Raw genomic sequence first — 14,487 nt, 5'->3', positions numbered from 1 at the left:
ACTGGAGTCCGATCATGCCGTATCAGCACATCAAGATTCCGACAGGTGGCGATCAGATCACCGTCAACGCCGACTTCTCGCTCAACGTTTCCGACGAGCCGATCATCCCGTACATCGAAGGCGACGGCACTGGTCTGGACATCACGCCGGTCATGCTCAAGGTCGTGGATGCGGCGGTCGAAAAGGCGTACGGCGGCAAGAAGAAAATCCACTGGATGGAAATCTACGCGGGCGAGAAGGCGACCCGGGTGTACGGCCCGGACGTATGGCTGCCGGACGAAACGCTGCAGGCGGTCAAGGAATACATCGTGTCGATCAAGGGGCCGCTCACCACGCCAGTCGGGGGCGGCATCCGCTCGCTGAACGTCGCGTTGCGCCAGGAACTGGACCTCTATGTGTGCCTGCGCCCGGTGCGATATTTGAAGGGGGTGCCGTCGCCGGTGCGCGAGCCCGAGAAGACCAACATGGTGATCTTCCGCGAGAACTCGGAAGACATCTACGCGGGCATCGAATGGCCAGCTGAATCCGAACAGGCGAAGAAGATCATCAAGTTCTTGCGCGAAGAAATGGGCGTGAAGAAGATCCGCTTTCCGGATTCGTCGGGTATCGGCATCAAGCCGGTGTCGCGCGAAGGTACCGAGCGTCTGGTGCGCAAGGCGATCCAGTACGCGATCGACAATGAACGCCGCTCGGTCACGCTGGTGCACAAGGGCAACATCATGAAGTACACCGAAGGCGCGTTTCGCGACTACGGCTACGCGCTCGCGCAGAAGGAGTTCAACGCGGAGCTGATCGACGGCGGTCCCTGGATGAAAGTCAGGAATCCGAAGACCGGCGGCGATGTCGTCGTGAAGGACGTGATTGCCGACGCGTTCCTGCAGCAGATCCTGCTGCGCCCGGCCGAATACGACGTGATCGCCACGCTGAACCTGAACGGCGACTACATCTCGGACGCGCTCGCCGCGCAGGTCGGCGGAATCGGAATCGCGCCTGGCGCGAACCTGTCGGATTCGGTTGCGATGTTCGAAGCGACGCACGGCACGGCGCCGAAATACGCGGGCAAGGATTACGTGAATCCCGGCTCGGAAATCCTGTCAGCGGAAATGATGCTGCGCCACCTGGGCTGGTTCGAGGCGGCGGATCTGATAATCAGCTCGATGGAAAAATCGATCCTGCAAAAGCGCGTTACTTACGATTTTGCCCGCCTGATGGAAGGCGCGACCCAGGTGTCGTGCTCGGCATTTGGGCAAGTGATGATCGAAAATATGTAATTAACGCGCCGGGATTATGCGATTCGCATAAAAACCCCGGCGCCAGCAAACGGCCGGGGTATTTTATTACCCGGAATTTTCGCGCGGCTTTCCGCCGGAAAATCCGTTGCAATAGAAAGCCGCCGCAAAAAAGAAACCCGGCGCGGAGCCGGGTTTCAAAAAGGCCGGTATCGAAACGTTTCAGGCTGGCGCCTGAATGTTCGATGCCTGTTTGCCTTTCGGGCCTTGCACGACTTCGAAGGTGACCTTCTGGCCTTCCTTCAGCGTCTTGAAGCCATTCATCTGGATGGCCGAGAAGTGTGCAAACAGATCCTCGCCGCCCTCGTCAGGCGTGATGAATCCGAAACCCTTTGCGTCGTTAAACCATTTGACCGTACCAGTTGCCATTCCAACTTCCCCTGTAACTCATGTCACTACCACGAGCCCTCGAAAAGCCACGACCACGCGAGGCAGTCGTTCCCTCCTCACAAGCTCACCATCGGCATTTTTTCGAAATTATGGCTTGGTGAAAAAAGTGCCAGCTTGATTGTTGGGGCTCTTTATTCGAGTGTCAAGAAAATTTTGAGACGTCGTTGTCGCGTTGCAAACAGGCCGCTTTCCAGGGTTTTTACCGCTTCCGTATGTGCGGTGGCGCAAGCGGCGTGGCTTGAAAAGTCGCATAATCCACTCACATGCTGACTGTGCCCGCGGCGCTGACGCCCAGCGCGGCGAGCGCTCGCAGCCAGTACCGGCAGGTTGTGCGATACTCGATCCGACCGCGGTGCAGCACGCACCGCGCATGACAGGATCGGGGCCGGCACCGCAATCGGCCCGTCGAAAACGCGCAGGCCAGGCCGAACATGACAGCGTCGTGACCGCCGGGTGGCAGCGAACGGGCTCATCGGCCGGGCGGCCGGGTTCTGACAGGATTGCGGGCCTGTCCTAGTTGTTTAGAATGGGTGTATGGCGATTATCCCGGACAAGCAGGACGGCACCGTACTGGAGCGGCAGGAGCAGAAACTCAAGCCGCCGTCCATGTACAAGGTGGTGCTGCTGAATGACGACTTCACGCCGATGGAATTTGTCGTGATGATCGTGCAGGAATATTTCAATAAGGATCGTGAAACCGCAACGCAGGTCATGTTGAAGGTGCATCGCGAGGGCAGGGGAGTTTGTGGGGTCTATACGCGGGACATCGCGTCGACCAAAGTCGAGCAAGTCGTTACCCACGCACGGCAGGCCGGGCATCCGCTGCAGTGTGTGATGGAGGAAGCATGATTGCCCAGGAACTGGAAGTCAGCCTGCATATGGCGTTCATGGAAGCGCGCCAGGCAAGGCACGAGTTCATAACGGTCGAACATCTTTTGCTCGCGCTGTTGGATAACCCGACGGCGGCAGAGGTACTGCGCGCATGCGCGGCCAATATCGAGGATCTGCGCCAGAACCTGCGCAACTTCATTCATGACAACACGCCGACCGTGCCGGGCACGGACGACGTCGACACGCAGCCCACGCTCGGTTTCCAGCGTGTGATCCAGCGCGCGATCATGCATGTGCAGTCCACCTCGAACGGCAAGAAGGAAGTGACCGGCGCGAACGTGCTGGTCGCGATCTTCGGCGAGAAGGACTCGCATGCGGTGTACTACCTGCAGCAGCAGGGCGTCACGCGTCTGGACGTAGTCAATTTCATCTCGCACGGCATCGCCAAGACGGGCAGTTCGGACGCCGCGAAGGCGAGCGACGCGAATGCCGAGTCCGACGAAGCCGCCGCGCAGAAGGAAACGCCGCTCGCCCAGTTCACGCAGAACCTGAACCAGATGGCGAAGGACGGCCGCATCGATCCACTGATCGGACGTGAGTCGGAAGTCGAGCGTGTGGTGCAGGTGCTGTGCCGCCGCCGCAAGAACAATCCGCTGCTGGTCGGCGAGGCCGGTGTCGGCAAGACCGCGATCGCCGAAGGGCTCGCATGGCGCATCACGCGCGGCGAAGTGCCGGACATCCTGGCCGATGCCCAGGTGTATTCGCTCGACATGGGCGCGCTGCTCGCGGGCACCAAGTATCGCGGCGACTTCGAGCAGCGTCTGAAGACGGTGCTGAAGGAACTGAAGGAGCGTCCGCACGCCATTCTTTTCATCGACGAAATCCATACGCTGATCGGCGCGGGCGCCGCATCGGGCGGCACGCTGGACGCGTCGAACCTGCTGAAGCCGGCGCTTTCGTCGGGCACGCTGAAGTGCATCGGCGCAACCACCTTCACCGAATATCGCGGCATCTTCGAAAAGGACGCGGCGCTGTCGCGTCGTTTCCAGAAGATCGACGTGACCGAGCCGACCGTCGAGCAGACGGTCGCGATCCTGCGCGGGCTGAAGTCGCGCTTCGAAGAGCACCACGGCGTCAAGTATTCGTCGGGTGCGCTGTCGGCGGCGGCTGAGCTGTCGGCGCGCTTCATCACCGATCGTCATTTGCCGGACAAGGCGATCGACGTGATCGACGAAGCGGGCGCGGCGCAGCGCATTCTGCCGAAGTCGAAGCAGAAGAAGACGATCGGCAAGAACGAGATCGAGGAAATCATCTCGAAGATCGCGCGCGTGCCGGCGCAAAGCGTGTCGCAGGACGATCGCAGCAAGCTGCAAACGCTCGACCGCGATCTGAAGAGCGTCGTGTTTGGTCAAGATCCGGCTATCGACGCGCTGTCGGCCGCGATCAAGATGGCGCGCGCGGGCCTCGGCAAGCTCGACAAGCCGATCGGCGCATTCCTGTTCTCGGGTCCGACCGGCGTCGGCAAGACCGAGGTCGCGAAGCAGCTCGCGTTCACGCTCGGCATCGAGCTGATCCGCTTCGACATGTCGGAGTACATGGAGCGTCACGCGGTGAGCCGGCTGATTGGCGCGCCGCCGGGCTACGTCGGTTTCGACCAGGGTGGCCTGCTGACCGAGGCGATCACGAAGAAGCCGCACTGCGTGCTGCTGCTCGACGAAATCGAAAAGGCGCATCCGGACATCTTCAACGTGCTGCTGCAGGTGATGGACCACGGCACGCTGACGGACAACAACGGGCGTAAGGCGGACTTCCGTAACGTCATCATCATCATGACGACGAACGCGGGCGCCGAGGCGATGGGCAAGTCGGTGATCGGCTTCACGAACCGCCGCGAGGCGGGCGACGAGATGGTCGACATCAAGCGCATGTTCACGCCGGAGTTCCGCAACCGTCTGGACGCGACGATCAGCTTCCGGTCGCTCGATGAGGAAATCATCATGCGCGTGGTCGACAAATTCCTGATGCAGCTGGAAGATCAGCTGCACGAGAAGAAGGTCGATGCGCTGTTCACCGATGCGCTGCGCAAGCATCTGGCGAAGCACGGTTTCGATCCGCTGATGGGCGCGCGGCCAATGCAGCGCCTGATCCAGGACACGATCCGTCGCGCGCTCGCCGACGAGCTGCTGTTCGGCAAGCTGATGAACGGCGGCCGCGTGACGGTCGACGTCGATGCCGACGACAAGGTGCAGTTGACCTTCGACGAGCATCCGGCGCCACGCAATCCGAATCCGGAGGCGGTGGAAGTCGAGTGATGTCAGTCAGGCCGACGTTGCGTTGAGCTGGCCGGACACCAAAGGCAGAACGGCGCGGGTTTTATCCCGCGCCGTTTTTTTATGCTCTGGTTTTTTCTCACGGCGTGCGCTGAAGGCGCCAGCCGCCGCGTCGCAGCAATCGATCAATGCTTGCCGGTGCTACCAAACCCGCCCGCGCCGCGCACGCTTTCCTCGAAGTCATCGACGATATTGAACCCGGCCTGCACGACGGGCACGATCACCAGTTGCGCGAGGCGTTCCATCGGATTCAGCACGAATGTCGTCTCGCCGCGATTCCACGTCGAGATCATCAGTTGGCCCTGGTAATCGGAATCGATCAGGCCGACCAGATTGCCGAGCACGATCCCATGCTTATGGCCGAGACCCGAGCGCGGCAGAATCAACGCCGCATAACCGGGGTCGCCGACGTGGATCGCGAGTCCGGTTGGCACCAGCGCGGTTTCGCCGGGTTTCAGCGTCAGCGGTTCGTCGAGGCAGGCGCGCAGATCGAGGCCGGCGCTACCGGTCGTCGCGTAAGCGGGGAGCTGTTCGCGCATGCGCTGATCGAGAATCTTCAGGTCGAGTTTCATTCAGGTTCGATAGTTGGGGGTGAGATTGGTGAAGGGGCACGCGGCTGACTGGCAACGCCTTTGCGATCAAGCCGCCTGGTTCGAGCCGAGCTGAAACGCGTCGGCGAGCAGTTCGTAGGAGCGCAAGCGCGCACGATAGCTGCCGGCGACGGTCAGCACCATCAGCTCGTCGGCCTGGAACTGCTGCTGTAAATCCGTGAGCCGTTCGGTCACGCGCTCAGGCGTGCCGATGATGCTGCGCGGCTTTTCTCGGTCGATCACGAGTTGCTCGCGCTCGCCATATTCCTGCGCGATGCCTTGTTCGATCGAGGGTATCGGTTCGTTCAGACCATACGCCATCTGCACGCGACGCAGATCGACGGCTTTTTCGAGGTCCGCGGCTTCCTGCTCGGTATCCGCGCAGATCACGAAGACCGCGGCCGCCAGATACGGCCGCGACGCGTCGTTGCCATGCTGGAAGCGCTCGCGATACGCCAGCGCGACCTGTTTGCCGAAATGCGCGTTGATGAAATGCGCGAACGAAAAGCGGATGCCGAGCTGCGCCGCGAGCAAACCGCCGAAGTCGCTCGAGCCGAGCATCCACAGCTGCGGGCGCGTATCGATCTGCGGCTGCAGCAGCACGCCCTGCGCGAGATGGTCGTCGGGCAGCGCGCCGTGCATGAGGCCGAGCAACTCGGCGACCTGCTGCGGAAAAAGCTCGCCGCGATTGTAAGCGCCGGCGGCGACCGCCTGCGCGGTGCGCATGTCGCCGCCCGGCGCGCGTCCGACGCCGAGATCGACGCGATTCGGAAACAGCGCCTCGAGCATCATGAACTGCTCGGCGACCTTGAACGGGCTGTAGTACGGCAGCATGATGCCGCCCGAGCCGATGCGAATGCGTTTGGTCACGCTGCCGAGGCGCGCCAGCATCACTTCAGGGCAGGGATTCGACACGCCGCGCAGGCCGTGGTGCTCGGCGCACCAGTAGCGCGTGTAGCCGAGGTCGTCGGCGAGTTGCGCGAGTTCGACGGTCGCGGCGATCGCATCCGCCACCGAATGGCCGGCGATCACCGGTGTTTGATCGAGCACGGAGAGTGGCGTCATGGCAGTAGTGCTCCAGGTGATTCCGGTCGGCTAACCGGGCAAAGATGGCAGGGCCACACGGGTCCACTGCCGCTCGCTCGTTCAGCCAACCGGACTGATGCCGGGCGGCAGACGCTTTGCGATTTCCGTGATCAGCGCGCGCGCCAGCGTCTGCTTGTCGGCGCGTGGCAGCTTCGTCGCGCGGCCTGCTTCGAACAGAATCACTTCGTTGTCGTCGAGCCCGAACGTTTGCGGCCCCAGATTGCCGATCAGCAGCGGCACGTTCTTGCGGGCGCGCTTTTCCTCGCCGTGGACTTCGAGGTTGTCGCTTTCGGCGGCGAAGCCGACCGCGAACGGCGGCTTCGGCAGCCCGGCGACCGCGGCGAGGATGTCTGGATTCTCGACGAATGAAAAGCTCGGCAGCGCGTGCTCGGCGGTCTTCTTGATCTTCTGACCGCTGACGTGGTCGACGCGCCAGTCGGCCACCGCCGCGACGCCGATGAAAATGTCCGCCGCCGCGACCGCGCGCATCACCGCGTCGTGCATCTGCTGCGCGGTCTGCACGTCCTCGCGCAAGACGCCCCACGGCGTTTCCAGCGCGACCGGACCGGCCACCAGATGCACGTCGGCGCCGGCCTGCTGCGCGGCGCGCGCGAGCGCGAAGCCCATCTTGCCGCTCGAACGATTGGTGATGCCGCGCACCGGGTCGAGCGGTTCGAAGGTCGGCCCGGCGGTCAGCAGCACGCGCCGGCCGGACAGGATTTTCGGCGCGAAGAACGACGCGACCGCCTCGTAGGTCGCGGCCGCTTCGAGCATGCGCCCATCGCCGATTTCGCCGCAGGCCTGCGGGCCCGAATCGGGGCCGAGCACCTCGACGCCGTCCGCGCGCAGTTGCGCGACGTTGCGTTGCGTGGCCGGGTTCTGCCACATCTGCCGGTTCATCGCCGGCACGACGAGCAGCGGGCAGTCGCGTGCGATGCACAGCGTCGACAGCAGATCGTCGGCCATGCCGTGCGCGAGCTTGGCGAGGAAGTCGGTCGACGCCGGCGCGATCACGATCGCATCGGCTTCGCGCGATAGATCGATGTGCGCCATGTTGTTCGGCACGCGACCGTCCCACTGGCTCGTGAAGACCGGCCGGCCCGACAGCGCCTGCATCGTGACGGGGGTGATGAACTGGGTGGCCGCTTCGGTCATGACGACCTGCACGGTCGCACCTGCCTTGGTCAGCAGACGCGTGAGTTCGGCGATCTTGTAGCAGGCGATGCCGCCCGTCATGCCGAGGACGAGGTGTTTGCCTGCGAGTTCTGCGGTTGCCAACGAAAGCCTCCGACAAAGCGTGATCGCGCGGCGGCGCGAGGGCGTTGCCCGTCGTCGCCGCGCGCTTCAAACCGGACCTGAGGCACGGCTCGCGCAGCCGCGACCGTGCATCACGTCGGCGACGTTAGCGTGTGCCGCGTACCCGCCGCAGCTCGTCGATCACGAGCAGGATCGCGCCGATCGTGATCGCGCTGTCGGCGAGATTGAACGCCGGCCAGTGCCAGCCGCCCACGTGGAAATCGAGGAAGTCGATCACGTGGCCGTACGCGAGCCGGTCGATCACATTGCCGAGCGCGCCGCCGAGAATCAGCGCGAGCGCCGTGCAGAACATTTTCTGCCCGCTATGCCGCTTGAGCAGATAGCAGATCACGAGCGCCGCGACCACGCCGAGCGCGGTGAATGCCCAGCGCTGCCAGCCGCCCGCCATCGCGAGGAAGCTGAACGCGGCGCCGCGGTTGAACACGAGAATCAGGTTGAAGAACGGCGTGACCTCGTGCGGCACACCGTAGGCGAACACCTTGCGCACGGCGATTTTCGTCAGCTGGTCGAACAGGATGACGATCAGCGCGATGCCGAGCCAGGGTGCGAGCGAACTGCTTCCGGTGCGCGTTTTCGACATGGTTCTCGCCATTATGCCGCGCTCCTCGATTCGCCACTGCCGAACAGGTTGCTGAAGCAGCGGCCGCACAGCGACGGATGCTCGGCGTTCGCGCCGACGTCCGCGCGATAGTGCCAGCAGCGCTCGCACTTCAGGTACTTCGACGCGATCACTTCGACGCCTTCATCGGCTTCGCTGTCGACCTTGACGACGCTCGCCGCCGACGTGATCAGCACGAACTTCAGGTCGTCGCCGAGACTCGCGAGTGCGTCGTAACGCGCGCCGCTCGCGCGGATTTCGACTTCCGCCTGCAGCGACGAGCCGATCAGGTTCGCGACCCGCGCCTCTTCGAGCGCCTTGGTCACGTCGCCGCGCACCGCGCGCAGCAGCGTCCACTTGTCGAGCAGCGCGCCCGCGTCCGGCACGGCCGGGTACGCGTGGTACGTCTCGGTGAAGATCGTCTCGCTATTGGGCTGGAACACCTTCCACGCTTCTTCCGCGGTGAACGACAGGAACGGGGCCATCACGCGCAGCAGCCCGTGAGCGATGTGGTAGAGCGCGGTCTGCGCCGAGCGGCGGGCGACCGAATCCGCCGCGGTCGTGTAGAGGCGGTCCTTCAGCACGTCGAGGTAGAAGCCGCCCAGGTCTTCCGAGCAGAACGTCTGCAACTTGGCGACGACAGGGTGGAACTCGTACTTCTCGTAGTGCGCGAGGATGTCGTTCTGCAGATTCGCCGACAGCGTCACCGCGTAACGGTCGATTTCGAGCCAGTCTTCGACCGGACGCGCGTGCTGCGCGAAGTCGAAGTCCGACAGGTTCGCGAGCAGGAAGCGCAGCGTATTGCGGATGCGGCGATAGCCTTCCGTCACGCGCTTCAGGATTTCCTCGGAGATCGCGAGCTCGCCCGAGTAGTCGGTCGACGCGATCCACAGGCGGATGATTTCCGCGCCGAGGCGGTTTGCGACTTCATGCGGATCGATGCCGTTGCCGAGCGACTTGCTCATCTTGCGGCCTTCGCCGTCGACGGTGAAGCCATGCGTGAGCAGCGCGTTGTAGGGCGGGCGGCCGTCGAGCATCGACGCGGTCAACAGCGACGAATGGAACCAGCCGCGATGCTGGTCCGAGCCTTCGAGGTACAGGTCGGCCGGAAACTGCAGCTCGTCCTTGTGCGAGCCGCGCAGCACGTGCCAGTGCGTGGTGCCTGAATCGAACCATACGTCGAGCGTGTCGCGGTTCTTATCGTACAGGTTGGCGTCGTCGCCGATCAGCTCTCGCGGATCGACCGTCTGCCATGCCTCGATGCCTTCCTTCTCGACGCGCTGCGCGACCTGTTCGAGCAACTCCAGCGTGCGCGGATGCAGCTCGCCGGTTTCCTTGTGCACGAAGAACGCCATCGGCACGCCCCACTGGCGCTGCCGCGACAGCGTCCAGTCCGGGCGGTTCGCGATCATGCTGAAGAGGCGCTGCTTGCCCCAGGACGGATAGAACGCCGTGTTCTCGATGCCTTCGAGTGCGGTCTCGCGCAGCGTCTTGTCGCCGTCGTTCGGCTTCACGTCCATGCCGGCGAACCACTGCGAAGTGGCGCGGTAGATGATCGGCGTCTTGTGGCGCCAGCAGTGCATATAGCTGTGCGTGTACTTTTCGGTGCGCAGCAGCGAGCCGGCGCCTTGCAGCGCCTCGACGATCTGCGGATTGGCCGCCCAGATCGACAGGCCGCCGAACAGCGCGAGCGACTCGATGTAGCGGCCGTCGCCCATCACCGGATTGATGATGTCCGAGTCAGCCATGCCGTGCGCCTTGCACGACACGAAGTCTTCCACGCCGTACGCCGGCGACGAGTGCACGATGCCGGTGCCGGTTTCGGTCGTCACGTAGTCGCCGAGGTAGACCGGCGCGGTGCGCTTGTAGCCCGGATGCGCGGACGCGAGCGGGTGGTTGAAGCGCAGGTTCACGAGCTTTTCGCCCGGCGTCGTCGCGACGACCGTGCCTTCGAGGCCGTACAGCTTCAGGCACGCCTCGACGCGTTCCTCAGCGAGGATCAGCAGGCCGCGCGGCGTGTCGACGAGCGCGTAGACGAGTTCCGGATGCAGGTTCAGCGCCTGGTTGGCGGGGATGGTCCACGGCGTGGTGGTCCAGATCACGATGCCGCCTTCGTTGCGCGGCAGCGCGGCGAGGCCGAACGCCTGCGCGGTCTTCTCAGGTTCGGCGAAGCTGAACAGCACGTCGATGGTCGGATCGGTCTTGTCCTTGTACTCGACTTCCGCTTCGGCGAGCGCCGAGCCGCAGTCGAAACACCAGTTGACCGGCTTCAGGCCGCGGAATACGTAGCCCTTTTCCATGATCTTCGCGAGCGCGCGGATTTCGCCGGCTTCATTCGCGAAGTTCATCGTCTTGTACGGATTGTCCCAGTCGCCGAGCACGCCCAGACGGCGGAAGCCCGCCTTCTGCTTCTCGATCTGCTCGGTCGCGTAGGCGCGCGCCTTCTGCATCACTTCGGCCGCCGGCAGCGACTTGCCGAACTGCTTTTCGATCTGGATTTCGATCGGCATGCCGTGACAGTCCCAGCCCGGCACGTAGACCGCGTCGAAGCCCGCCAGATTGCGCGCCTTGACGATCATGTCCTTCAGGATTTTGTTCACCGCGTGACCGAGGTGGATGTCGCCGTTCGCATACGGCGGGCCGTCGTGCAGGATGAACTTCGTGCGGCCCCTGGAGGCGGCGCGCGGATCTTGTCGTACACCTTGCGTTCCTGCCAGTCCTTGACCCATTGCGGCTCGCGCTTGGGCAGGTCGCCGCGCATCGGGAACGGTGTGTCGAGCAGGTTGACCGGGTAGCGGGACTGCGGTTTCGAATCAGCTTTCTTGTTGCTCATGATGTGGGTGGCGGTGAATTCGTTTCTATGCGTAGCAGCGCGCGGATTGCGCGCTGCGCGAGGAGCGTGGGACGCGCCCGGCAGGCGGCTCCGCGTGAAGCCCGGACGCCCTTCGATGCGCGCGGCGACGGTTCGTGCGGCGCGCCGCGCCGGCCCGAACCGCGGCGGTTATCTAATTCGGTCGGTGGCCGAGGTGGCGAAACCGGTGGAACGGCTGCCCGGCGTGCCGGCGCCGACCGCAGCGAACCATGCGCGCGCATTGGCGACGTCGCGCGCGATCGCGGCGGTCAGAGTTTCGAGGTCGACGAACTTCTCCTCGTCGCGCAGCTTCTTCAGAAATTCGACGCGCACGAGTTTGCCATACGCGTCGCCGTGCCAATCGAGCAGGTGCACTTCGAGCAGCACACGGCCGGAATCGTCGACGGTGGGGCGCAGGCCGAGGCTCGCGACGCCCGGCAGCGGTTGGTCGGCGATGCCGTGCACCTGTACGACGAAGATGCCGGCCAATGCCGGACGCTTGTGCGTGATCGGCAGATTGAGCGTCGGAAAGCCGAGATCGCGGCCGAGCTTCATGCCATGGGTAACGTGGCCGCTGATCAGATAGTCGCGGCCGAGCGCTGCGCGCGCCGAGTCGAGGTCGCCCGCGACCAGCGCCGCGCGCACGCCCGAGCTCGAGATGCGCGCGCCCGACGGATCGGCGACCGTCGCCATCTGTTCGACTTCGAAACCGTACTGCTTGCCGGCCGTCCGCAGCGACGCGAAATCGCCGGCGCGCTTCGCGCCGTAGCGGAAGTCGTCGCCGATCATGATCCAGCGCGCGTGCAAGCCGTTGACGATGATCCGCTCGACGAACGCATCTGGCGACTGGCTCGCGAACGTGTGATTGAAGTGCTCGACGACGACCCGGTCGACCCCGTTGGTGCGCAGCGCCTCGAGCTTGTCGCGCAGCATCGCGATGCGCGGCGGCGCCCCGGCCGGGTTGAAGAACTCGCGCGGGTGCGGCTCGAAGGTCATCACGCAGACGGGCAGGCCACGCGCGTTCGCGGCCGCGCGCACGTGGGCGAGCAGAGCCTGGTGGCCGCGGTGGACACCGTCGAAGTTGCCGATGGTCAGCGCGCACGGCGCGCGGCTCTCGGCATTGGGAAGGCCGCGGAAGACTCTCACGATAGCGGGTTGCAGGCGTTGCTGCGATTGCAATAGGGGCGCGGGCGGGGTGCCGCAAAACAATCGATTATAAACGCTTGGCGCAACAGACGGCTGCGCGGTCGCGGTCCGGCGATTGCCGAATGATAAAATCCGCGCATGAAAAAACTCGTCATCCTGATTTCCGGGCGGGGTAGCAACATGGAAGCCATCGTGCGCGCCTGCGCGAGCGAGGGCTGGCCGGCGCGGGTCGCCGCCGTGATTGCCAACCGTCCCGATGCCGCGGGGCTCGCGTTCGCGGCGTCGCATGGCATCGCCACGGCGGTGGTCGACCACCGCCAGTTTCCGGATCGCGACAGCTTCGACGCGGCACTCGCCGAGCAGATCGACGCGTTCGCGCCGGACCTCGTCGTGCTCGCGGGCTTCATGCGGGTGCTGACCGAGCGCTTCGTCGACCATTACGCAGCGCGCATGCTGAACGTGCACCCGTCATTGCTGCCGAGCTTTCCAGGTCTGAAGACCCATCAGCAGGCGCTCGACGCCGGCGTGCGGTTCCACGGCGCGTCGGTGCATTTTGTCACATCAAAGCTGGATCACGGGCCGATCGTCTTGCAGTCGGCGGTGCCTGTCGAGGCGGGCGATACCGCACAGACCCTCGCCGCACGCGTGCTCGCCACCGAGCACATCATTTATCCACGCGCGGTGCGCTGGTTCGTCGAAGGGCGTCTCGCTCTGGACGGCTCGCGCGTCACGCTTACGCCGTCGGAGCCGCAATGGCTCTTTGCCGGTCACACCGCCGGAGAGGGCGCATGAGCATGAGATTGCATGGTTTCCTGATTGGACAAACTGAAACGCTGCTGGCCGAAGTGCTGCGGCTGAACGGCCCCGCCGACGCCACCACGAGCCGCTTCTTCCGCGCGCATCCGAAGCTCGGGCACGCCGAGCGCGGCGTGATCGCCGAGGCGGTGTTCGCCGTGCTGCGCCGCCGGATGGAGTTCGCGCATCTGGCCGAAAGCGGCACTGGCAGCCCCGCGCGCCGCATGGCGCTGCTGGGCCTGATGCAGACGGCCGGACGCTCGGCGCTCAAGCCGTTCGTCACCGAGGCCGAGGCGACGTGGCTCGAACACGTGGCGAAGATCGACCCGGAAAGCCTGCCACTGCGGATTCGCCTGAATCTGCCCGACTGGATCAGCCAGGCGCTCAGCTCGCGCTTCGAGCCCGCCGAGCTCGCGCAGCTGGCCGCCGCGCTGAACTACCCGGCGCCGCTCGATCTGCGCGCGAACCCGATCAAGGCGAGCCGCGACGACGTGCTGGGTGCGCTGTCGAAGGCGGGCATCGAGGCGGGCGCGACGCCGTTCGCGCCGCTCGGGGTGCGCGTGGTCGGCAAGCCGGCGCTCACCAAGCTCGACGCGTTCCAGCAGGGCTGGCTCGAAGTGCAGGACGAGGGCAGCCAGCTGCTGTGCTCGGTGGTCGCGCCTCGGCGCGGCGAGATGATCGTCGATTTCTGTGCGGGCGCGGGCGGCAAGACGCTGGCGCTCGGCGCGGCAATGCGCTCGACCGGCCGGCTCTACGCGTTCGATATCTCCGAGCGGCGTCTCGCGAAGCTGAAGCCGCGTCTCGCGCGCAGCGGCCTGTCGAACGTGAACCCGGTGCTGATCGACAGCGAACACGACGCGAAGATCAAGCGTCTGGCTGGCAAGATCGACCGCGTGCTCGTCGATGCACCGTGCAGCGGCCTCGGCACGCTGCGCCGCAACCCGGATCTGAAGTGGCGCCAGTCGCCGGAGTCGATCGCCGAGCTGGCGCCGAAGCAGGCGTCGATTCTCACGAGCGCGGCGCGTCTCGTGAAGAAGGGCGGCCGGCTCGTCTATGCTACGTGTTCGATTCTCGAAGCCGAAAACGAGGCGGTCGTGCAGCAGTTCCTCGCCGATCACCCTGATTTCGCGCTGGTGCCGGTGCGCGACGTCCTTGCCGAGCAGCGTATCGAGCTGGAGATGGGCGACTACCTGTCGCTGTGGCCGCACCGCCACGCGACCGACGGCTTTTTCGCCGCCGTGCTCGAGCGCCAGAGCTAGGCAAC

At 64.6% G+C, this 14,487-nt stretch carries 11 protein-coding genes and 1 pseudogene; 5 read left to right on the top strand and 7 right to left on the bottom strand.

Going from position 1 to position 14,487, the window contains the following annotated elements; all coding sequences use genetic code 11:
* Positions 1–14: 14 nt before the first annotated feature.
* Complete coding sequence (icd, locus tag OKW28_RS31740) at positions 15–1,271, top strand: NADP-dependent isocitrate dehydrogenase (protein ID WP_429451409.1); 1,257 nt, start codon at positions 15–17, stop codon at positions 1,269–1,271.
* Between the two features lie 180 nt (positions 1,272–1,451).
* On the opposite strand, the gene OKW28_RS31735 is transcribed toward icd, so the two are convergent.
* Positions 1,452–1,658: a cold-shock protein gene (locus OKW28_RS31735; RefSeq protein ID WP_007180614.1), complete on the bottom strand. Its 207-nt coding sequence runs from the start codon at positions 1,656–1,658 to the stop codon at positions 1,452–1,454.
* Between the two features lie 555 nt (positions 1,659–2,213).
* On the opposite strand from OKW28_RS31735, the gene clpS reads away from it, so the two are divergent.
* Together clpS and clpA are read left to right on the top strand one after the other, a co-directional pair.
* Positions 2,214–2,528: an ATP-dependent Clp protease adapter ClpS gene (clpS, locus tag OKW28_RS31730; protein ID WP_008919570.1), complete on the top strand. Its 315-nt coding sequence runs from the start codon at positions 2,214–2,216 to the stop codon at positions 2,526–2,528.
* Entirely contained in the window at positions 2,525–4,822 is a 2,298-nt protein-coding gene (gene clpA, locus OKW28_RS31725; protein WP_429451407.1) for an ATP-dependent Clp protease ATP-binding subunit ClpA, read from the top strand. Before clpS ends, clpA begins: the two co-directional genes overlap by 4 nt.
* A gap of 143 nt (positions 4,823–4,965) precedes the next feature.
* Here clpA and dut read toward each other — a convergent pair whose 3' ends face one another.
* The 6 genes and pseudogenes from dut to OKW28_RS31695 form a co-directional block, all read right to left on the bottom strand.
* The gene (dut, locus tag OKW28_RS31720) at positions 4,966–5,412 is read right to left on the bottom strand and encodes a dUTP diphosphatase (protein WP_018421593.1); all 447 of its coding nucleotides are present in this window, start codon (positions 5,410–5,412) and stop codon (positions 4,966–4,968) included.
* A 66-nt stretch (positions 5,413–5,478) separates the two neighbouring features.
* Complete coding sequence (locus tag OKW28_RS31715; protein ID WP_429451405.1) at positions 5,479–6,495, bottom strand: LLM class flavin-dependent oxidoreductase; 1,017 nt, start codon at positions 6,493–6,495, stop codon at positions 5,479–5,481.
* A gap of 81 nt (positions 6,496–6,576) precedes the next feature.
* On the bottom strand, positions 6,577–7,794 hold the full coding sequence (gene coaBC, locus OKW28_RS31710) for a bifunctional phosphopantothenoylcysteine decarboxylase/phosphopantothenate--cysteine ligase CoaBC (protein ID WP_429451403.1): 1,218 nt from the start codon (positions 7,792–7,794) through the stop codon (positions 6,577–6,579).
* 124 nt (positions 7,795–7,918) lie between these two features.
* Positions 7,919–8,425 (bottom strand): signal peptidase II, encoded by a 507-nt coding sequence (gene lspA, locus OKW28_RS31705; protein WP_090801573.1) that lies wholly within the window; start codon positions 8,423–8,425, stop codon positions 7,919–7,921.
* Positions 8,425–11,264: pseudogene (gene ileS, locus OKW28_RS31700) on the bottom strand (isoleucine--tRNA ligase). The gene lspA and the pseudogene ileS overlap by 1 nt, the downstream one beginning before the upstream one ends.
* A gap of 168 nt (positions 11,265–11,432) precedes the next feature.
* Positions 11,433–12,428, bottom strand: coding sequence for a bifunctional riboflavin kinase/FAD synthetase (locus tag OKW28_RS31695; protein ID WP_429451401.1), 996 nt, complete (start codon positions 12,426–12,428; stop codon positions 11,433–11,435).
* A 138-nt stretch (positions 12,429–12,566) separates the two neighbouring features.
* Here OKW28_RS31695 and purN point away from each other — a divergent pair, with 138 nt between their 5' ends.
* Together purN and OKW28_RS31685 are read left to right on the top strand one after the other, a co-directional pair.
* Positions 12,567–13,220, top strand: a complete 654-nt coding sequence (purN, locus tag OKW28_RS31690) for a phosphoribosylglycinamide formyltransferase (protein WP_429451399.1) — start codon at positions 12,567–12,569, stop codon at positions 13,218–13,220.
* A 2-nt stretch (positions 13,221–13,222) separates the two neighbouring features.
* The gene (locus OKW28_RS31685; RefSeq protein ID WP_429454525.1) at positions 13,223–14,482 is read left to right on the top strand and encodes an RsmB/NOP family class I SAM-dependent RNA methyltransferase; all 1,260 of its coding nucleotides are present in this window, start codon (positions 13,223–13,225) and stop codon (positions 14,480–14,482) included.
* The last annotated feature ends 5 nt before the right edge of the window (positions 14,483–14,487 follow it).

The organism is Paraburkholderia sp. 40 (assembly GCF_050434105.1).
GTDB lineage: Bacteria > Pseudomonadota > Gammaproteobacteria > Burkholderiales > Burkholderiaceae > Paraburkholderia > Paraburkholderia tuberum.
Note: the sequence above shows the minus strand (reverse complement) of the source record. Positions and strands in the feature narration are given on the sequence as shown.

Excerpts from the sequence above, each read along its gene's own strand:
- icd (WP_429451409.1), top strand. The coding sequence starts at position 15 with ATGCCGTATCAGCACATCAAGATTCCGACAGGTGGCGATCAGATCACC.
- OKW28_RS31735 (WP_007180614.1), bottom strand. The coding sequence starts at position 1,658 with ATGGCAACTGGTACGGTCAAATGGTTTAACGACGCAAAGGGTTTCGGA.
- clpS (WP_008919570.1), top strand. The coding sequence starts at position 2,214 with ATGGCGATTATCCCGGACAAGCAGGACGGCACCGTACTGGAGCGGCAG.
- clpA (WP_429451407.1), top strand. The coding sequence starts at position 2,525 with ATGATTGCCCAGGAACTGGAAGTCAGCCTGCATATGGCGTTCATGGAA.
- dut (WP_018421593.1), bottom strand. The coding sequence starts at position 5,412 with ATGAAACTCGACCTGAAGATTCTCGATCAGCGCATGCGCGAACAGCTC.
- OKW28_RS31715 (WP_429451405.1), bottom strand. The coding sequence starts at position 6,495 with ATGACGCCACTCTCCGTGCTCGATCAAACACCGGTGATCGCCGGCCAT.
- lspA (WP_090801573.1), bottom strand. The coding sequence starts at position 8,425 with ATGGCGAGAACCATGTCGAAAACGCGCACCGGAAGCAGTTCGCTCGCA.
- purN (WP_429451399.1), top strand. The coding sequence starts at position 12,567 with ATGAAAAAACTCGTCATCCTGATTTCCGGGCGGGGTAGCAACATGGAA.
- OKW28_RS31685 (WP_429454525.1), top strand. The coding sequence starts at position 13,223 with ATGAGATTGCATGGTTTCCTGATTGGACAAACTGAAACGCTGCTGGCC.